16 protein-coding genes are annotated in these 19629 nt (G+C 49.5%); 13 read left to right on the top strand and 3 right to left on the bottom strand.

From position 1 onward, the window contains the following. Window positions 1-165: 165 nt before the first annotated feature. Complete coding sequence (locus tag EPD17_RS13125; protein ID WP_132054863.1) at window positions 166-1758, bottom strand: S41 family peptidase; 1593 nt, start codon at window positions 1756-1758, stop codon at window positions 166-168. A gap of 105 nt (window positions 1759-1863) precedes the next feature. On the opposite strand from EPD17_RS13125, the gene EPD17_RS13120 reads away from it, so the two are divergent. The 8 genes from EPD17_RS13120 to EPD17_RS13085 all read left to right on the top strand — a co-directional run bounded on the left by EPD17_RS13120 (window position 1864) and on the right by EPD17_RS13085 (window position 9281). Beyond that, complete coding sequence (locus tag EPD17_RS13120; protein ID WP_132054861.1) at window positions 1864-2721, top strand: N-acetylglucosamine kinase; 858 nt, start codon at window positions 1864-1866, stop codon at window positions 2719-2721. 35 nt (window positions 2722-2756) lie between these two features. Further along, complete coding sequence (gene murQ / locus EPD17_RS13115) at window positions 2757-3575, top strand: N-acetylmuramic acid 6-phosphate etherase (RefSeq protein WP_132054859.1); 819 nt, start codon at window positions 2757-2759, stop codon at window positions 3573-3575. A 140-nt stretch (window positions 3576-3715) separates the two neighbouring features. Further along, on the top strand, window positions 3716-4282 hold the full coding sequence (locus EPD17_RS13110) for a hypothetical protein (protein WP_114234411.1): 567 nt from the start codon (window positions 3716-3718) through the stop codon (window positions 4280-4282). Window positions 4283-4369: 87 nt separating this feature from the next. Then, on the top strand, window positions 4370-5089 hold the full coding sequence (locus EPD17_RS13105; RefSeq protein WP_114233886.1) for a succinate dehydrogenase cytochrome b subunit: 720 nt from the start codon (window positions 4370-4372) through the stop codon (window positions 5087-5089). A gap of 82 nt (window positions 5090-5171) precedes the next feature. Continuing rightward, the gene (locus tag EPD17_RS13100; protein WP_132054857.1) at window positions 5172-5810 is read left to right on the top strand and encodes a SatD family protein; all 639 of its coding nucleotides are present in this window, start codon (window positions 5172-5174) and stop codon (window positions 5808-5810) included. A gap of 2 nt (window positions 5811-5812) precedes the next feature. After that, complete coding sequence (locus tag EPD17_RS13095; RefSeq protein ID WP_132054855.1) at window positions 5813-6199, top strand: hypothetical protein; 387 nt, start codon at window positions 5813-5815, stop codon at window positions 6197-6199. Window positions 6200-6327: 128 nt separating this feature from the next. After that, window positions 6328-8301: a fumarate reductase/succinate dehydrogenase flavoprotein subunit gene (locus EPD17_RS13090; RefSeq protein ID WP_132054853.1), complete on the top strand. Its 1974-nt coding sequence runs from the start codon at window positions 6328-6330 to the stop codon at window positions 8299-8301. A 215-nt stretch (window positions 8302-8516) separates the two neighbouring features. Beyond that, window positions 8517-9281, top strand: a complete 765-nt coding sequence (locus tag EPD17_RS13085; RefSeq protein ID WP_132054851.1) for a succinate dehydrogenase/fumarate reductase iron-sulfur subunit — start codon at window positions 8517-8519, stop codon at window positions 9279-9281. A gap of 48 nt (window positions 9282-9329) precedes the next feature. Here EPD17_RS13085 and EPD17_RS13080 read toward each other — a convergent pair whose 3' ends face one another. Continuing rightward, window positions 9330-10250, bottom strand: coding sequence for a M10 family metallopeptidase domain-containing protein (locus EPD17_RS13080; RefSeq protein ID WP_132054849.1), 921 nt, complete (start codon window positions 10248-10250; stop codon window positions 9330-9332). A 244-nt stretch (window positions 10251-10494) separates the two neighbouring features. On the opposite strand from EPD17_RS13080, the gene EPD17_RS13075 reads away from it, so the two are divergent. Next, on the top strand, window positions 10495-13986 hold the full coding sequence (locus EPD17_RS13075) for a hypothetical protein (RefSeq protein WP_240040618.1): 3492 nt from the start codon (window positions 10495-10497) through the stop codon (window positions 13984-13986). A gap of 281 nt (window positions 13987-14267) precedes the next feature. Here the strand turns inward: EPD17_RS13075 and ychF are convergent, their stop codons facing one another. Continuing rightward, window positions 14268-15365: a redox-regulated ATPase YchF gene (gene ychF / locus EPD17_RS13070; protein WP_132054847.1), complete on the bottom strand. Its 1098-nt coding sequence runs from the start codon at window positions 15363-15365 to the stop codon at window positions 14268-14270. 273 nt (window positions 15366-15638) lie between these two features. Here ychF and EPD17_RS13065 point away from each other — a divergent pair, with 273 nt between their 5' ends. The 4 genes from EPD17_RS13065 (at window position 15639) to EPD17_RS13050 (ending at window position 19615) form a co-directional block, all read left to right on the top strand. Then, window positions 15639-17138, top strand: coding sequence for a nucleoside recognition domain-containing protein (locus tag EPD17_RS13065; protein WP_240040617.1), 1500 nt, complete (start codon window positions 15639-15641; stop codon window positions 17136-17138). Window positions 17139-17406: 268 nt separating this feature from the next. Next, window positions 17407-18441: an MATE family efflux transporter gene (locus tag EPD17_RS13060; protein ID WP_165929609.1), complete on the top strand. Its 1035-nt coding sequence runs from the start codon at window positions 17407-17409 to the stop codon at window positions 18439-18441. Continuing rightward, window positions 18438-18977: a glycosyltransferase family protein gene (locus tag EPD17_RS13055; protein ID WP_132054843.1), complete on the top strand. Its 540-nt coding sequence runs from the start codon at window positions 18438-18440 to the stop codon at window positions 18975-18977. Before EPD17_RS13060 ends, EPD17_RS13055 begins: the two co-directional genes overlap by 4 nt. Next, window positions 18974-19615: a glycosyltransferase gene (locus EPD17_RS13050; RefSeq protein ID WP_132054841.1), complete on the top strand. Its 642-nt coding sequence runs from the start codon at window positions 18974-18976 to the stop codon at window positions 19613-19615. The genes EPD17_RS13055 and EPD17_RS13050 overlap by 4 nt, the downstream gene beginning before the upstream one ends. Window positions 19616-19629: the final 14 nt, after the last annotated feature.

The raw sequence follows: 19629 nt of genomic DNA, 5'->3' as shown, positions 1-19629 counted from the left end.
ACGATTGACGATTTTGGATTGACGATTTAAATAGATACCGACAGAATTTAATACGCCTGCACTGCAGGCGTTTTTTTTATGTGTGTAAATAACAAACGGCTGCTTCAAGTAAAGCAGCCGTTTGCCAAAAATCGTCAATCCAAAGTCGTTAATCGTAAATCATCACTACTTGGCCAGCTCTTTCCTCGCCTTGGCAATCATGTCATCGTACAGGGCATTCACTTCATAAAAGCCTTGGGTGCGCCAGCGGAAGCGGGCCAGGTAAGCTTTCATTTGTTCCTGAATTTCCGCCTTGTCGCGTTGCGGAATATTTTTCAGGTTAATACTGTCTTTTGATGCGTATTGCACCAGGTGGGTCCAGGCATCTTCCAGGTTGTTGTATTTGGCAGCAAATTCAGCGGGCGTTTTATACTGCTTGAACAGGTTGCCGTTTTGAATATAATATTGGTACACAAAATTGTTGAACCGGCCATCGAGGTACAGCCGCGTTACGCTGCGGGTTACTAGGCTGGTATCAATGGGCACAAATGCATCGGGTACAATGCCGCCGCCGCCATAAACGGTGCGGCCTGCATTTGTTTTATAAGCCTTGCCGGTAATGTTGTGGATGGAGTCGGCGGTGAGCATTTCGCCGGAATGGTAACGGCTGTATAGTTCTTCCATGTACACTTTTTTACCGCCTTCGTAGGAGCGCTGGATGCTGCGGCCCGATGGCGTAAAATAGCGGGCAACGGTGAGGCGGATGGCCGAGCCGTCGCTCAGCATGTATTGCTCCTGCACCAGGCCTTTGCCAAATGTGCGGCGGCCTACAATGGTGGCGCGGTCCCAGTCCTGCAAGGCGCCGGCCAGAATTTCAGATGCCGAAGCCGAAAGCTCGTCGACCAGCACCACCAGTTTGCCTTGCTCAAAAACGCCTTCCTTTTGTGCCCGGTGTTCCTGCCGTGGTGTGTTGGTGCCTTCGGTGTACACAATCAGTTTATCGCCGTCCAAAAATTCGTCGGCGATTTTTATGGCCTGGCTCATTAGGCCACCGCCGTTGTTGCGCAGGTCCAGCACCAAACTTTTCATTTTCTGCGCCTGCAGCTGCTCCATCGATTGCATGAACTCGCGGTAAGTGGTTTCCGAAAATTTGCTCAGCTTGATGTAGCCAGTGGCGCTGTCCAGCATAAAATGTGCATCCATTGCGGGCAGCGGGATAATGCCGCGGGTGGGCACAATATGTTTGATCTCCGCGCCGCGTTTAATGGTGAGGTCTACCTTGGTACCGGCCTTGCCGCGGATCATGCGGCGGATGTCTTCCGAAGGCATGGTTTTGCTCACCACTGATGAATCGTCCACGGCTATGATGCGGTCGCCCACCTGCAGTCCGGCCTTGTCGCCAGGACCTTCGGGGATCACATATAATATATGTACGGTGTCAGAAAAAATGTTGAATTCCACGCCAATGCCGTCAAAGTTGCCCACGAGGTCTTCATTGGCTTCGCCAAAATTTTTGGCCGGTATATAAACAGAGTGCGGGTCGAGGTTATTCATGAGGCCCTCCAGCGCACTGTCCTGCAGCGAGCCCAGGTTCACCGAATCCACATAGCGGTCTTGGATTAGGTCCAAAGCCTCCTGCAGCGAGCTGCGGCGGTCGAGCTTGAAAAAGCCGCGGGTGCTGCCGGTTTGCTGGTGTAGCTTAAATCCAAAGACCATCCCCAGGATCATGATCACGGAAAAGATCAGGGGAAGCCACACCTGTAATTTTTTTCTACTCATCTTTATGCTGCTCTTTTTGATACTAATTTAAGTTTGCAAATTAGGTCATTTACCAAAAGCAACGCTAGCCGCTACCTTTATTCAACAATACTTTAAGCGCCCATCATGCACACTGCAACTCTTATTGCCGACAGCGGATCCACCAAAACCGAATGGTGCCTGTTATCGGAAGGCCGCAAAAAAACAGTCTTTACCCAAGGCATCAGTCCCTATTTTATGGATAGCGACGCCATTGAAGCTGTGCTCCGGAAAGAGCTGTTGCCCAAGATCAAAAACAAATCGATCTCGGGATTGTTTTACTACGGCACCGGCTGCGCCAATCCCGAAAATGCGAAAATGATCAAAGCGGTGCTGAAAGGTTTGTTCCCCGAGGCAAAAGTTTCGGTGGACACCGACCTGATGGCGGCGGCCCGGGCGGGCTGCGGCCGGGAAAAAGGTATTGCCTGCATTTTGGGCACCGGCTCCAACAGTTGTTATTACAACGGCAGCAAGGTTTCCAAAAACAGCCCCGGCCTGGGCTACGTGCTGGGCGATGAAGGCAGCGGTGCGTACCTGGGTAAAAAAGTGGTGCAGTACTATTTGTACGGCACTTTTGATGAAGACCTGCGGGCCCGCTTCGACGCTACATTTACTACCAGCGCCGTGGAAATTTTGGAAAACGTGTACCGCAAGCCGCTGCCCAACCGGTACCTTAGTTCGTTTACGCCGTTCCTTGCCGAGAACCGCGGCCACTATATGATTGAGAACATCATCGAGGATGGCCTCAACGATTTCTTTTTTATCCACCTGAATAAATACGCCGAAGTATGGAAATACCCGGTTCATTTTGTGGGCGGCGTTGCTTGGGGCTTTCGGGATGTGCTGCTGGAACTGTGCAGCAGCTATGGCTTTGAGGCCGGTAATATTTATAAAAACCCCATGCAGGGATTGATCAATTTTCATAAGGAAGATGCAGGGCAGTAGTCTGCCACAAATGCGCCGCTTATTAAACCCGCACTATGAATCATTTCGATAAAATAACCGAAGCACCAAGCAAATACCGGCACCTGGAGCAAATGAGCCTGCAGCAGGTGCTGCAGCACATGAACGGGGAAGACCAAACCGTGCCGCAGGCCGTAGCCGGTGTACTGCCGCAAATAGAGCAACTGGCCGAAGCGGCACTTGATTGCCTGCTGGCCGGCGGCCGTCTTTTTTATATTGGCGCCGGCACAAGCGGCCGGCTGGCCGTTGTAGATGCATCCGAATGTCCGCCCACTTTTGGTGTGCCGCCCGGGTTGGTGGTGGCCATTATTGCCGGCGGCGAACGGGCCATTACACAGGCCGTGGAGGGCGCCGAAGATGATGCCGCACAAGGCTGGTCCGATCTGCAGGCCCATAATGTTTCGGATAAAGATTTTGTGATCGGCATTGCCGCCAGCGGTACCACGCCTTATGTTATTGGTGCGCTGCAGGAGTGCCGCAGACGGGGCATTGCCACGGGCAGCATTACCAACAATCCCGGGTCGCCGCTAACGCAGGAAGCCGATTTCCCGATTGCTGTGGCAGTAGGACCCGAGTTTATTACCGGCAGCACAAGGCTCAAAAGCGGTACCTCGCAAAAGCTGGTGCTGAACATGATTTCCACTTCGGTAATGATTGGGCTGGGCAGGGTAGAGGACAACCGCATGGTGCACATGCAACTGACCAACGAAAAGCTGGTGGACCGCGGCACCAAAATGCTGATGGAGCGCCTGCAGCTCGCCGATTATGAGCAGGCAAAAGGATTGCTCATTAAATGGGGCAGTGTAAAAAAGGCAGTGGAAAACGCCGGTGTATAGTTGGGAAACATCAAAACACAATGCCCCTTTTTGCCATAAATTTTAGCATTGAAATAAATAGCGGGCAAGGTAACTTTGACGACTGACCTGAAGCTATGGCCGCTGCGGTGGCCATAGCCCATTTAACCCCTTTTATTTTAATGCACGAAATAGAACCATTCTACAATTGGCGGCACATTTACGTGAGTGAAGAAGATGAACGGTCGCCGTTTTACAAACGACAGTATTCCGAGTTTGAATACTCGGCTACAGTGTACAATTATTACATACATCCGCAATGGGATGATTTTGGCAGCCGTACACTTTACTTAAAAGTTTTGCTGGCCGATTATGATGAGCATTACATCGTGATTGAATTGCTTGGCGAATGGAACGATGCGATTGAAAACGACATCATGACCCTGAAGCGTGATGTGATCGATGAATTTGCACAACAGGGTATTACCAAGTTTATACTCATTGCCGAGAACGTACTCAATTTTCACAGCGGCGACCGCGACTATTACCAAGAGTGGCACGAAGAAGTAACGGATGAAGAAGGATGGGTTGTTTGTTTGAACATGCCCGAAGCCACGCAACATGATTTTCGCAAAGCAAAGATCAACTACTATGTGGAGCTGATGGAGCTGGCCAACTGGCGAACCTACAAACCCTTTCATTTGTTCAAGCTCATTGATGGAAATCTGGGGCGCCGGCTTTCGGTGTAATGATATTGCAGTAAACGTAAATATTGATTTTTGTCAGCATTGGCCCTTACATTTGCCACAAATTTTTCACCACTTCCTGCTGTTAATATGAAATGGTCTTACTTCTTTACATCGGCGATCGGTAAGAAAATTGTAATGGGCCTGACGGGTCTTTTTCTGGTTTCATTCTTGATCATTCACGTTGGCCTCAATGCCTGCATTTTCGCAGACCTTTCTTTTCTTAATCCCAACGATGATGGTGAGATGTTTAACCGTGCCGCACACTTCATGGGTTCTACTATTGTAACCCGTTTGCTGGAGTTGGTGTTGTTTGCCGGTTTTATTCTGCACATCATCCAGGGCTGGCAGCTTGAAGTGCAAAACCGCCGTCGCCGCGGACAAGGTTATGCTGTTGACTTGGGTAACCGCGGCTCCAAATGGTACAGCCGTTCCATGGGTTTGCTGGGCACTATTATCTTCCTGTTTTTGATCGTGCACATCAGTGCATTCTGGTGGCCTTCCCGTGTGTCACACGACCTTGCCCCTGTATCTTACGGCAACGGTGTTGAAATGCATAACCTGTACCTGCGCATGTACGAAGTTTTTCAAAATCCTTATATCGTTTTGTTGTACCTGGTGGCCTGCGCATCGTTGCTGTTTCACCTGATGCATGGCTTTCACAGTGCTTTCCGCACCATGGGTGTGCACAACAGAAAATACCTGACCATGCTGAAAAGCTTGGGTTATGGTTTTGCCATCGTGGTTTCGGTGTTGTTTGCACTGATGCCTGTGGCCATGTACCTGCAGTGGGTAAAACCAGGTGTATAATTTTGGTACAACCAATTTTGTTTGTAAAATAAAATAACAGCCATTTTAGGTTGTATATTTGAAAAACAACAAAAAGGGTTGTATGAAAAAAGTTTCAGAATATTATGTGGTGCTCACCGATGTGGTAGCATCGCGCAACATACCAGACCGGAAGGTTTTCAAAACGGTTTTTGACCGGGCCATACAGCAAATAAATATTGCCCTGGCCAACGAACTCCGGATGCCGATGCAGGGTTGGAAAGGGTTGGACGAAGCGGCCACCCTGATCAAAAACCCGGCATGTTTGTACCAGCTCATTGATATGCTCAACACATTGCTGGCCCCCGAGCAAATGCGGGTGGTGATGGTAAAAGGCGCAGTGGAACTGCCGCAAACAACCAACATTACCCAGGCCGACGGGCCTGCATTTCACCAGGCTGCAAGCCTGATGAGCAGCCTAAAGGCAAGTGGGTTATTGCTGGCCGCCAATACAGGCAGCAAGCAAACTGACCTGTTGCTGCAGCTCAACATCAATGCGCTGCAGTTGCTAAAAAGCAGTTGGACGAGCCGGCAAAGACTGCTCTACGCCAGTTACCTGAAAGAAGGCAACCAGGAAGCAGTGGCCAAAAGCCTGGAGGTGACGCAGCAAACGGTTTCAAAAACGCTGAAAACAATCAACGCAGCACAGGTGCAGCAACTGGAAAGTGACCTGCAGCAATGGCTGAACGACCAATTTAAATAACTATGTGTGCGGTTGCTTACCTCATTATTGTACTGGCCTTTGCCCTGGTGTTGCTAACCAGCGGCTCGGTGGTCCGGTACATATTGAGCAAAGTGGCGCAACAATCCATAGAAGCGGTAGCCGCAGCCGACAAGCCCGAAGAATCGGTGCAGAAACGGCTGGAAATCGGGATCATCATTGGTAAGTGCGAAAACATATTGGTACTGGCGCTGATGATGCTGGAAGCTTACACCGCACTGGCCATTGTGTTTACGGCCAAAACCATGGTACGCAAGGAAGAGATCGAAAAGAACAGCATGTACTTCCTGGCGGGCACCATGATCAACGTAAGTTATTCGGTACTGATCGGTTTTGTTGTAAAGATAGTGCTGCCCCTCATCAAATGTTGAACAGGGGATTAATTAACAACAGCGCATCATCTTTTGAAACGGTTTGGTTGTTATAAAATGCGGTGGCGCCTCGATACGGACAGCAAGAGGCAAACAACATATTTTTACTCGTTAATTAGAACTGACGTATGCTTAATGCAAAAATTCCTGATGGGTCTTTAGACAAAAAGTGGGAGGACTACAAAGGACACGTTAAACTGGTAAACCCTGCCAACAAGCGTAAGCTCGAGATCATTATTGTAGGTACCGGGCTGGCCGGCGCTTCGGCGGCGGCTTCGCTTGGCGAACTGGGCTATAAGGTAAAAGTGTTCTGTTTCCAGGACTCTCCACGCCGGGCTCACTCCATTGCCGCACAAGGTGGTATCAACGCTGCAAAAAATTACCAGAACGACGGTGACTCTGTGTTCCGCCTGTTTTACGACACCATCAAGGGAGGCGACTACCGGGCCCGCGAAGCCAACGTACACCGCCTGGCCGAGGTTAGTGCCAACATCATTGACCAGTGCGTGGCGCAGGGCGTTCCTTTTGCCCGTGAGTACGGCGGCCTGCTTTCCAACCGCTCTTTTGGCGGAACGCAGGTGCAGCGTACTTTTTACGCCGCCGGCCAAACCGGTCAGCAGCTGCTCATTGGTGCCTACCAGGCACTGGAGCGCCAGGTGGCATTAGGCAACGTAAAACAATACACCCGCCACGAAATGCTGGAGGTAGTAACCATCGACGGCAAGGCCCGCGGCATTATTGCCCGCAACCTGGTAACAGGTGAGCTGGAGCGACATGCGGGTCATGCAGTGCTGCTGTGCTCGGGTGGCTACGGCAACGTATTTTACCTGTCTACAAACGCCATGGGTTCCAACACCACGGCCATTTGGAAAGCACACCGCAAGGGCGCCCATTTCGGCAACCCATGTTTTACCCAAATTCACCCCACCTGTATCCCCGTTACCGGCGAGCACCAAAGCAAGCTCACGCTGATGTCGGAATCGCTGCGCAACGACGGCCGCATTTGGGTACCCAAGAAAAAAGCCGATGACCGCCGCCCAGGCGATATCCCTGAAGAAGAAAGAGATTATTACCTCGAGCGGAGATACCCGGCGTTTGGTAACCTCGTTCCCCGAGATGTGGCCAGCCGCGCCGCCAAGGAACGTTGCGACGCCGGCTACGGCGTAGGCACTTCCAAGCAGGCCGTTTACCTCGATTATGCCGATGCCATTCAGCGCTATGGTAAAATTGAAGCGGGTAAACGCAACCTCGCCAACGTGGATGCCGCCACCATTACCGCTATGGGTAAAGAAGTGGTAAAAGAAAAGTACGGCAACCTGTTTGACATGTACGAAAAGATCACCGGCGAAAACCCATACGAAGTGCCGATGCGCATTTACCCCGCGGTACACTATACCATGGGTGGCCTGTGGGTGGATTATGAGCTGATGACTTCTATTCCCGGCTTGTATGCACTGGGCGAATGTAACTTCTCCGACCACGGCGCCAACCGCCTCGGTGCCTCGGCACTGATGCAGGGCCTGGCCGATGGATATTTTGTGATTCCTTACACCATTGGTAACTACCTGGCCGACGAGATCCGGACCACCAATATTCCAACCGATCACCCTTCGTTTATCGATGCCGAGAAAGCAGTAAGCGACCGCCTGAACCAGCTGATGAGTATTGGGGGCACCGAAACGGTGGAAAGCATGCACAAGCGCCTGGGCAAGATCATGTGGGATAAATGCGGCATGGCCCGTAACCGGGAAGGACTGACACAAGCCATCAAGGAAATCCAGGAACTGAAAAAAGAGTTTTGGAGCAATATTCGCATCCCGGGCAAGATTGCCGATTTTAACCCCGAGCTGGACAAAGCCAACCGCGTGGCCGACTTTATTGAGCTGGGTGAGTTGATGTGCCGCGACGCCCTGCACCGCGAAGAAAGCTGCGGTGGCCACTTCCGCGAGGAGCACCAAACTGAAGAAGGTGAGGCGCTGCGCCACGACGACCAGTTTATGTACGTGGCCGCCTGGCAAATGAAAGGCGAACACGAATGGGAGTTGCACAAAGAGCCCCTCAATTACGAAGTAGTGAAGCCAAGCCAGCGGAGCTACAAATAATTTGACGATTTAAACATGTGGTCATTTGAAAATAGCCACGTGTTTAAAAGTAAAAAATGCGGGCAAAGCAAATCGAACAATCGACACACAATTGAAAGCCGGTTTAAGCGAATTGATCAGAAGTATTTTCTAAACAATCGCTTCGCCAATCCCGGTTTTTAAAATATCATTTGGCTATTTGATTTTCAAATCGCCAAATTTTCAAATTCATCAGAATGGAACATTATAATATGAACCTGACGCTGAAAGTTTGGCGCCAGGAAAACACGGCCGCTAAGGGTCGTTTTGAAACCTATAAAGTAGCGGATATTTCTTCGGAAATGTCGTTCCTGGAAATGATCGACGTGCTGAACGAACAGCTGGTTCGCGAAGGTTCCGATCCCATCGCTTTCGACCACGACTGCCGCGAAGGTATTTGTGGTATGTGCTCCATGCACATCAACGGCCGGCCGCACGGTCCATGGCATGCTACCACCACCTGCCAGCTGCACATGCGTGCTTTTAAAGATGGCGATACTATCGTGGTGGAGCCCTGGCGTGCACAGGCTTTCCCGGTGATTAAAGACTTGGTTACCGACCGTTCTTCCTTCGACCGCATTGTACAGGCCGGTGGTTTTGTATCGGTAAATACCGGTAACGCGGTTGATGGTAATGCCATTCCGGTAGAAAAAGACAAGGCTGATGCTTCATTTGCGGCAGCTTCCTGTATTGCCTGCGGCGCCTGCGTTGCTGCTTGTAAAAATGCTTCTGCATCCTTGTTCATGGCGGCAAAAGTGGCGCACCTCAACCTGCTGCCGCAGGGCCAGCCGGAGCGCAAAAGCCGTGTGCTGAGCATGGTGGCGCAAATGGACAAAGAAGGTTTTGGCTCCTGCACCTTTACCGGTGCCTGCGAAGCAGTTTGCCCCAAAGAAATTTCGATCACAAACATTTCGCGGATGAACAAAGACTACCTGATGGCTGGTCTTTCATCGGAGAAATAAAACATAAAAAAAGCTGGCTTCAGGCCAGCTTTTTTTATTGCAAATCCGTTACGGTTGCGGCCAGCTACCCCAATTGCTGCAATGCCCGCCCAGGTCGGTGCCGGCCAACTGGCGCTGCACACCGGTATAAGCGGCATTCATTACAGCCCGCGGTGATAAATGCAATTTACCATTGGCCTCGGTAAGCGTTGCCTTGCCAAAATGTGCCTGGCTCAATCCATGGCCGGCTTCGTGCAGCGCAATTGTTTCGATATCGATACCTGCAGTTCCATTGGTGGCCCAATTGAATGCATCGTTGTAATAAATCTCCCGCATTCCCACGTCTATTTTTCCATCGCCATTAATATCGGTCGTGTTGCCATCGGGCAGGGTTACAAACACAAATGTGAAGGTTACGCCTAAAATATATGCACTGCCGCCGGGTGCAATCTGGTCAAAAAATGCCCCCGGTAAAAAGCCGCTGTGTTGCACATCGGCCACGATGTTATCGTCGTAATTGCCAAAGCCCAAGAGCTGTCCGTAAATGCCGAGGTTGCCCGAAAAAGGAACCCGGGTGATGTTTAAGTTGGAGCAGTTTACTTCATCCCAGGTATTCATCGATCGTGCAAGGGCATCCTGAACCATCATCATCGAAAGTCCATTGTCGGCCGTCGTTTCTTTATCAATCGCATAGGTTATGTTGGTGCGGCCGCCACGGCGGGGATCGCCCGGCACAAAATCAGTTGACAACTGTTTATTTCCAGTATTTTTAAAAAAGACAGTTTGGCCCATTTGTGCCGAACCGCCTGCTGTGATATACTCGGCATGCAGCAACTCAAGCTTAAACTGGCCCTTGGCGGCCTCTTGAAACAATGCCGTTTCCTTCAATGGCTGAATGCCGCCCAGATGCGGATCGGGGGCAGTTTCCTTTACACAACCGGAGATAATGAAAACAACTGCAGCTACTGCTGCAAAGGACGTTGACCTCATAAAAAATGGTTTAGGATTTAGTGAAAAAAAGAATGACACATTGAATGTAATTGCAATATTTGTCAATTCATAGCGGCCCGGCTTGGACGGTGGTAGCCGACTTAACGTCACGGAAGCAATACCAAACCTGATTTCAATCCCCATAACTGCATTATTCCACCGCTAAAATGCAGACCTTTACCGCTTTGTACCGGTTAACGCACATAAATACCGCAACTTTACATATCCTGAAAAACGCATATTGTTGAAACCGGCACTCCGCATAATTTTCATCACCCTCATTACCTTGTTGTGGCAACGCAGCTTTGGGCAATTGCAGGAGGTGAAGCCGCCGGCCACTGCAACCAATCTTCGGATTAAAACCATTACTACGGCAGCAGACAGCCTGCGGCTAGATACCCTAAGCATAGTGCCGGGCACATTTCAGGTGCAAACGGTTTTGCCGCACGAATACCGGATTGATTATGTAAATGCTCATTTGTTTTGGAAGGTCAAACCAACGACCGATTCCGTTTCAATTAGCTACCGCGTTTTTCCCTACCGGTTCAATGCCGCCGCACAGCGCCTCAATTACGACAGTGTTGCCGATGCAACGGCCATCGTGCCTTTTTCTGTGCCGGCATCGGCGGGCGGCAGGTCGCTACTGTCGTTTGGCAACCTGCAGTACAACGGTTCGTTTGGCCGCGGCATTTCGTTTGGCAACAACCAGGATGCGGTGGTGCAATCCAATTTCAACCTGCAACTCAATGGCATGCTGGCCGACAGCATCGAAATTGCGGCCGCCATCTCGGACAACAACCTGCCCATCCAGCCCGACGGCACTACGCAGCAGCTCAACGAGTTTGATCAGGTTTTTTTACAATTTAAAAAGGGCGGCTGGCAGCTTAACCTGGGCGACATTGACCTGCGCCAAAACGATCTGTATTTCCTGAATTTTTACAAACGCCTGCAGGGTGTGACGTTCCGAACCCAAAACCAATGGTCGCGCAATGTGCAAACTTCCACGTTGGTGAGCGGCTCCATTGCTAAAGGAAAATTCACCCGCAACGTGTTCCAAGGCCTTGAAGGAAACCAAGGCCCGTACCGGTTGAGCGGGGCAAACAACGAGTTTTTCTTTATAGTGCTGCCTAATACTGAGCGGGTGTTTATTGACGGCGAACTGTTGCAACGCGGCGAGGACGCCGATTATATCATCAACTACAACACGGCGGAAATAACGTTCATGCCGCGGCGCATGATCACTAAGGATAGCCGGATACAAGTGGAGTTTGAGTACGCCGACCGCAACTACCTCAATGCAAACCTCTACGCCAACCAAACGGTAACGATCAACAATAAATTGAAAATTAAGATTGGCGCATTTTCGAACAACGATGCAAAGAACTCGCCGATCAACCAGCCGCTTTCCGATGATCAAAAACAATTTCTGTTCAATCTTGGCGATAGTGTGCAGCGGGCGCTGTATCCCAATGTAGTGGCCGATTCTTTTTCAAAAGACAAAGTGCTGTATGAGCGGGTGTACGTGCAAACCGGCAACGGTCTGGATTCATTTTACCGGTATTCAACGGATTCTGCGCTGGCCCGCTACTCGCTGCAGTTTGCCGACTTGGGTGTCGGCCGAGGTAATTACGTACCCGATTTTAATGGCGCAAACGGTAAGGTGTTTAAATACGTTGATCCACTGAACGGAGTGCCGCAAGGGCGCTTTGAGCCGGTGACCATTTTAGTGCCGCCAAAAAAACAACAGTTGATCAGCGTAGGCACGGAATACCAGGTGGATAAAAACAATTTGCTGAAAGCTGAAATGGCGATGAGCAATACGGATCTCAATACGTTGTCATCGAAAAATGCTGGCGATGACGCCGGTATAGCGGCACGATTGAACTACACCAATGCTGCAAAGTTTGGCGCCAAATGGAGCCTGCTTTCGTCGGTGGATGTAGAACATGTGCAGTCACGGTTCAGGCCGCTGGAGCGGCTCCGGTTTGTTGAATTTTCAAGGGAATGGGGCCTTCCGCTGTTGTTGCAATCCGCCGATGAAACGATCGTAAAGTTAGCATCTGGAATAAAAAAAGGCGAGCAGCAACATTTTTCCTACCAGCTCACTACCTACCAGCGCAGCGATGGTTATAAAGGGTTTCAAAACACCGCGCAATACGGCCTGCGGCATAAGACATGGGTCGTGCAAAACAATGCACTGCTGACCAACTTTACCACCCAAACCGAAAAAGGCAGCTACCTGCGGCCGGTGGTGGATGTACGCAAAACGCTGCCAAAATTGGGCGGCATTGAAGTGGCCCTGCGCTATGCACAGGAACGCAACGAAGTGCGGCACCTGCAAACGGATTCGCTGTCGCGATTGAGCTTTGCATTTACCACTTATACCGCATCGCTGCGCACCAGCGATGAACGCAAAAACCGGTACAACCTTACCTTTTTTACCCGCGCCGATCAACTGCCCGAACGGGAAAAACTGGCCCGCACCGACCGCAGCTACAACCTGAATTTTGGCGCTGAAATTTTGCAAAGCCAACGGCATCAATTGCTGCTCAACGCCACTTACCGCCAACTGAAAGTAGAACGCAAAGACCTGTCGCAGCAGCAACCCGACCAAACAGTTTTGGGCCGAGCTGAGTACATGGTAAATGAATGGAAAGGCTTGCTGGTGGGCAATGTGCTGTACGAGTTGGGGACAGGGCAGGAGCAACGCAGGGATTTCACATATATTGAAGTGCCCGCCGGGCAGGGCGAATTCACCTGGCGCGACTATAACGAAGATGGCGTGCAACAACTGAACGAATTTGAAATAGCGCAGTTCCGCGACCAGGCAAATTTTGTGCGCATTTTGGTACCTACGAATGATTTTATAAAAGCCGCATTTACCACGCTCAATTACAACATGAACCTGGTGCCGAAATCATTGTGGAGCGGCACAGATATTACCCGTTTCCAAAAGTTTCTCAACAGGTTTACCGTGCAATCTTCGATGCAGTGGAGTAAAAAAAGCATTGCAAAAGGAACAGTAGAAGCCAACCCTTTTAAATATGGCATACAGGACACAGCTTTGCTAAGCCTCAACACCACTTATGCCAATACAATTTCCTTTAACCGCACGTCATCGGTATGGGGGCTCGATCTTACATCGTTCCGCAGCGATGCAAAAGCGCTGCTTACTTATGGCTATGAAAGCCGTGGGCAAACCGACCTGATCGCCAAACTGCGCTGGATGTGGAGCCGGTCGATTACACTGGATGTGGCGGGCCGCAAAGGCAGCAATGAATTATACACGCCTTCTTTTGAAAACCGTAACTATGCATTGGCGTTAGCCTCGGCCGAACCGAGGCTGAGTTATACAAAAGGCACCAGCTTCAGGTTGCAGGCCGGCTACAAATACGAACAGAAAAAGAATGGACAGGAGTGGGGCGGACAAGCGTCGTTATCGCATGCACTGAATTTTGAAACCAAGTATAATGTGCTGCAAAACAGCTCAGTGACGGCGCGGTTTGTTTGGAACAATATTGCATATACCGACAAAGGCGCCAACAACAAAGCCAACACGGCGATTGCCTACACCATGTTGGATGGCCTGCTGCCCGGCCAGAACTTTTTATGGAACATTGACCTGACCCGCCGGCTGCTCAATAACGTGGAACTAAATTTTCAGTATGATGGCCGCCAGCCGGCAAACGCAAAGACAGTGCATACGGGCAGGGCAAGTTTGCGGGCTTTGTTTTAAGGCAGATGTTTTTTTAATGATCCGCTTATCCGATTGATGTGGTAGGTGAAGAAGGCGATCGTAAAATCGCCCGAAGGGCTTGAAGCGTTAAATGGTAGTGTGATTCATTTGGTGAATAATATTACTGCAGTAAAAGTGTGCGACGCAACGGAAGTTTAATAGGGTTGTAAAAGCCGGTTACATAAAACCAAAAAGCCACAGAGTTTTTCTCTGTGGCTTTAACTAATTAAACGCTTGGAACAAATTGAACTTTTGAACTAACGACGTTTCCTTCAAACCAGTTACACATTGAACCGGAAGTGCATCACATCGCCGTCTTTTACGATGTATTCCTTGCCTTCAATGCGCAGGCGGCCGGCTTCGCGGCAGGCTGCTTCGGAGCCATAATTCACAAAGTCATCGTAGCCGATGACTTCGGCTTTAATAAAGCCTTTTTCAAAATCGGTATGAATGACGCTGGCTGCTTGCGGTGCTTTCCAGCCTTCGTGGATGGTCCAGGCACGAACTTCCTGCACGCCTGCAGTGAAATATGTTTGCAATTGCAGCAGTTGGTACGCCGAACGGATAAGGCGGTTCAGCGCGGGCTCCTTCATGCCGTATTCTTCCATGAACAGCGCCTGGTCGGCGGGGTCGTCCATTTCCGAAATCTGCGCTTCGATGGAATTGTTCATGATGATCACTTCGGCGCCTTCATCCTTTACCGAAGCAATCAGCGCTTCCGAAAATTTATTGCCGGTATGCATGGAAGGTTCATCCACGTTGGCAACATAAAGCACCGGTTTTTCGGTCAGCAAAAACAAGTCGGCAATGGCACTGCGCTCTTCCGGAGCAATGTCCACCGAACGGATGCTTTTGCCTTGCTCAAGGTGCGCCTTACAGCGTTGCAGCACTTCCAGTTCGGCCTTTGCCTTTACATCGAACTTTGCGTTTTTCTCTGTTTTCGAGATCTTTTTTTCAACGCTGTCCAAGTCTTTCAGCTGCAGTTCGGTGTCGATGATCTCTTTATCGCTCACCGGGTTAATGGCGCCTTCATCGCGCAGAATATTCTCGTCTTCAAAACAGCGGATCACGTGGATGATGGCATCCACTTCGCGAATGTTTCCCAAAAATTTGTTGCCCAAACCTTCGCCCTTTGATGCGCCCCGCACCAGTCCGGCGATGTCCACAATTTCGATTTGCGTAGGCACCACGCGGTTGGGCTGCACCAGCTCGGCCAGTTTTGCCAGCCGTTCGTCGGGCACATCCACCAGTCCCACGTTGGGCTCGATGGTACAAAAGCGGTAGTTGCTTGCCTGCGCTTTGGCGCTGTTGCTAACCGCGTTAAAAAGAGTTGATTTTCCCACGTTGGGCAAGCCTACGATACCTGCTTGTAAAGCCATTTTTGTTGTCTATGTTTTAGATTTCCTATTTGTTATAAATGCACTGTTGCATTTACGATTTACGATTTTGGAATGACGATTAGCGTTCACCTGGTGCACTCATTAGTAACTCCGAAATCGTAAATCGTAAATTGACAAAGGTTCGCAAAGATAAGCAAACCGGCCGCCCCAAAACTTTACCCTTAAACTGTTACCTTTCAGGCCGGTATTTGCATCCGGGCATTTTGCTGCGGGTGTGCAGGATAGATTTTCCAAAAATATTTCATTGCTTACATGGCTTTAAGCAGAATCTGGTCGGCATTTATATTGATAGCAATAGCGGTGGCGGCTTACCGCAGCGTGGTTCAGGACGATGAACAAATTTTTAGCCGCATGGTTACCGGCCGTGCCTCCGATCCGTTCGATACCGTTCGCTACTTTTCCATCGGCGATCCGCGCAGTGCGGGCTACCCAACTGCCGAAGCGTTTGCTACTTATGTTTCTGGTTTTGGTTATATAAAAGCCGACTCGGCCGCTGCAGCAACCGTTTTGCTGGCCGATGATCAAACTTTGCCTGCGGCAAAAAGCCTGCAGGCGCAGCAACCGGGTTTAAAAATTCACACCTATAAATCGCTGCAAAACCGCCTGAACCGCCGTGCCGACGGCATGATCGAAACCTGTAAAAATGCCGTTTCCATTGCGATTGGGTTGATTGGCATCATGGCCCTGTTTATGGGACTGATGGCGATTGCCGAAAGGGCAGGGGGCATCCGGTTGTTGTCGAAAATTATCGGACCTTTTTTTTCCCGCCTTTTCCCCGAAGTGCCGAAAGGCCACCCGTCGATGGGGCATATGATGATGAATTTTTCAGCGAACCTGTTGGGTCTCGATAATGCCGCAACCCCGTTTGGACTGAAAGCAATGGAGAGCCTGCAGGAACTGAACCCATCGCGGGAAACGGCATCTAATGCGCAGATCATGTTTTTGTGCCTGCACGCATCCGGGCTAACCCTGATTCCAGTAAGTATCATTGCGGCCCGCTCTGCCCTGCGTGCCGAAAACCCAACCGATATTTTTGTGCCTTGCATGATCGCCACTTTTGTGGCTACCATGGCCGCTATGTTCATTGTGTCGTTCAGGCAAAAAATAAATGTGCTGCAACCGGTGATATTGGCCTGGGTAGGCGGCATTTCGGCGGTGATCGGGTTGTTGGTTTGGTACCTAACCTCACTGAATTTAAATGCGCTGCAGGCTTTTTCCAGCGTGTTGAGCAACGGCCTGATCCTGCTGATTTTTTTGCTGATCGTGGCCGGTGCTGTGTACAAAAAGATTGATGTATTTGACGCGTTTATCGATGGCGCAAAAGGAGGTTTTGAAACGGCTGTCCGCATTATTCCTTATCTCGTGGGTATGCTGGTGGCCATCAGTTTGCTTCGCACTTCCGGTACATTTGATGTAGTAATTGGTGCGGTAAAATCGGGCTTCGCAGCATTGGGCACCGATACCCGGTTTGTGGATGGGCTGCCTACCGCGCTGATCAAACCCATGAGCGGCAGCGGCGCCCGGGGTATGATGATCGACACCATGACCACATTTGGCCCGGACTCTTTCGCCGGCCGGCTGGCTTGTATTTTACAGGGTTCGTCGGATACCACTTTTTATGTAGTGGCGGTATATTTTGGCGCGGTGTCCATTAAAAATACACGGTATGCAATTGGGTCCATGTTGCTGGCAGATCTGGTGGGGATTGTTACATCGATCGTTTTGGCGTATTTGTTTTTTGGGGGGGCGTAATGGCGCTTTTACGTTTATCCTGCACCGTTAATTAAAGACTATGCTGATGCCGGCATTTTACCGGGCTGCCTACCTAGGGTTTATGTTTCTGGCCAATCTGCTGCTTGCCAACTTGCTTGAGCCCGCCGGCCTGGGCAAACTGTCGCTGATGGTGCTGAACGCATCGCTGGTAAGCCTGATAACCGGAGTGGGCTCCGATTCGATGGCCATGCATGCCCTGGTGCAGCAAAAGTGGACCTTTAGCTACGGTATTTCGTTTCTTGCAAAAATGACGCTGGTGCAGCTGGCTGCGTTCGCGGCATTTCAGCTATTAAGCTGGCTGCTATTGCAGCAAACCATACTTTCAGCTGGTGGTTCCGAGATGATCGGGATCGAGTTTCTTTATTTTTTCGGCCTGGTATTAACGGAAAAATGCCTTACGGCGTTTTATGTAATGCACCGAGCACAATTGTACAACCTGCTCCTGTTAGCTATTGGTGTTTTGTACCTGCTATTGCTAGCGGGTTGTTGGTTTGCCAAAATAAATTTGCCCGGACAAAGTTTTTTCTGGTTTGTTGCTTTGCAATCCCTGCTTCAGGGTGTGGTGCTTGTGTTTATTTTCATGATGATTCAGGGAACTATACAATGGCAAATCATTCAGTGGCAAAAAGCCTTGCACATACTTAAGGCTTCAGCGCTGATCATGTTTACCAATATAGTGCAGTTGCTTGCTTACCGCATTGACTATTGGCTGCTCAACTACTACCACACCTCCTTTGAAGTGGGTATGTATGCACAGGCTAATAAATTTGCGAGTTTACTTTGGCTATTACCCAATATTCTTGCTGCGTTGCTAATACCAAAGTTTACCAGCATGCAGCAAGAAGAAATGCCGGCGGTATTTCGGATAGCCCTTGTTATAAATTTGATAATGACCTTTGTTACGGCAATTGCAACGGTAATTATTTACAATATCTTTTTGCTGCCGGAGTATCGTGCTGGCATCGCAGCCTTCTGGCTGATGCTGCCTGGTTATTTTTGCTGGGCGCTGGTCATCTATTTTGGTGCATATTTTTCGTGGGCAGGCGCATTTAAGACAAATTTCATTGCATCGTCGGTTTGCCTTTTGTTAATTCTTGTGGCGGATCTGGTTCTGATTCCCTTGTTCTCGTACAATGGCGCAGCCGTAGCCAATACCATTGCATATACGGCGGTGTTGATGCTTTATTTTTTCTTTTATGGTCGTAAAACCGGTGGCTCCGCTAGCTTGTTTGCTAGGTTTCAAAAAGATGATATTTCATTCTTTAAACGCATATTAAAGTGAAGCAGGGAAATTATATACTCTGGCTGCCATCGTGGTATCCAAATAAATTGCAACCCTTTAATGGCGATTTTGTACAAAGGCATGCCCGGGCTGTCGCTGCATTCTGCCCGGTTACCGTTTTTCACTTTGCGCAGGATGGCGGCCCCGAAAAAGTGTCCATTCAGGAGGAAGAGATGTGTAAAAACGGCAATTTAACCGAGTTTTTTTGTTACCCTCGCCACAGGCCAACGCATTTCAAAATAATAAACCAGGTGGCATTCAATATCCGGTTTTACCGTCAGGCAAAAGAAAGATTACTGCGTTATTTTAAAGAAAATGGGCTGCCAACGGGTGTTCATGTTCATATCCCTGTGAAATCAGGCAATCTCGCTCTTTGGATTCGTAAGAAATGGGGCATCCCGTTTATTGTGTCGGAACAATCGTCGCACTATCTATCCTCCTCACCAGATGCATTTATAAATAAATCCCCTTTTATCGGTGGCAGGTCAAAAGGGTTTTTCAAAATGCAGCAGTGGCAACTAATGTGTCTGCTATGATTGGTAAAAAATTAAAGCACCTCTTTCAGTTAAAAGAGGTGCAAACCATACACAACCTTGTAGAAACGGACCTTTTTTCATTTGAGCCAAAAATCAATGCTCAATACACTTTTATACATGTATCAAGCTTAACAGAGCAGAAAAATATAAGCGGAATACTCGCTGCGTTCACACAACTTGCCATCAAAAACAAGAATTGGAAACTTAATCTAGTGGGTCCAGCCAACGAAGCCTTACGCCAAAAGATAGCTGAATCAGGCCTACAGCAAAATGTACGAATTAGTGGCGAATTGGCTTATGAAGAAGTTGCGGAGCAAATGAAGGCGGCCGATGCATTTGTCTTATTTAGTCGGCATGAAAACTTTCCCTGTGTGGTAGTTGAAGCACTCTGTTGCGGTTTGCCCGTAGTTGCGTCGGATGTAGCTGGAATTGGTGAAGCTGTGAACAAAAGTAACGGCTTGTTAGTTCCGGAGGGCGATAGTAATGCCTTGTGCACAGCCCTGGAACACATGCTCGGTCAACATTTTCGATATGACCGGCGAAAAATTGCAGATGAAGCCTCGGAAAAGTACAGTGTAAAAACAATAGGAAGCCAAATATTTAACCTATACAAACGACACTTTGGCGCGGTACAATAGCTCTTTGGCCGTAC

Origin of the sequence: Pseudocnuella soli (assembly GCF_004347775.1) — a bacterium.
Classification (GTDB): Bacteria; Bacteroidota; Bacteroidia; order Chitinophagales; family Chitinophagaceae; genus Flavisolibacter; species Flavisolibacter aquaticus.
Note: the sequence above shows the minus strand (reverse complement) of the source record. Positions and strands in the feature narration are given on the sequence as shown.

Coding starts and splice junctions, on each gene's coding strand:
- EPD17_RS13125 (WP_132054863.1), bottom strand. CDS start 1,758: ATGAGTAGAAAAAAATTACAGGTGTGGCTTCCCCTGATCTTTTCCGTG.
- EPD17_RS13120 (WP_132054861.1), top strand. CDS start 1,864: ATGCACACTGCAACTCTTATTGCCGACAGCGGATCCACCAAAACCGAA.
- murQ (WP_132054859.1), top strand. CDS start 2,757: ATGAATCATTTCGATAAAATAACCGAAGCACCAAGCAAATACCGGCAC.
- EPD17_RS13110 (WP_114234411.1), top strand. CDS start 3,716: ATGCACGAAATAGAACCATTCTACAATTGGCGGCACATTTACGTGAGT.
- EPD17_RS13105 (WP_114233886.1), top strand. CDS start 4,370: ATGAAATGGTCTTACTTCTTTACATCGGCGATCGGTAAGAAAATTGTA.
- EPD17_RS13100 (WP_132054857.1), top strand. CDS start 5,172: ATGAAAAAAGTTTCAGAATATTATGTGGTGCTCACCGATGTGGTAGCA.
- EPD17_RS13095 (WP_132054855.1), top strand. CDS start 5,813: ATGTGTGCGGTTGCTTACCTCATTATTGTACTGGCCTTTGCCCTGGTG.
- EPD17_RS13090 (WP_132054853.1), top strand. CDS start 6,328: ATGCTTAATGCAAAAATTCCTGATGGGTCTTTAGACAAAAAGTGGGAG.
- EPD17_RS13085 (WP_132054851.1), top strand. CDS start 8,517: ATGGAACATTATAATATGAACCTGACGCTGAAAGTTTGGCGCCAGGAA.
- EPD17_RS13080 (WP_132054849.1), bottom strand. CDS start 10,250: ATGAGGTCAACGTCCTTTGCAGCAGTAGCTGCAGTTGTTTTCATTATC.
- ychF (WP_132054847.1), bottom strand. CDS start 15,365: ATGGCTTTACAAGCAGGTATCGTAGGCTTGCCCAACGTGGGAAAATCA.
- EPD17_RS13065 (WP_240040617.1), top strand. CDS start 15,639: ATGGCTTTAAGCAGAATCTGGTCGGCATTTATATTGATAGCAATAGCG.
- EPD17_RS13060 (WP_165929609.1), top strand. CDS start 17,407: ATGACGCTGGTGCAGCTGGCTGCGTTCGCGGCATTTCAGCTATTAAGC.
- EPD17_RS13050 (WP_132054841.1), top strand. CDS start 18,974: ATGATTGGTAAAAAATTAAAGCACCTCTTTCAGTTAAAAGAGGTGCAA.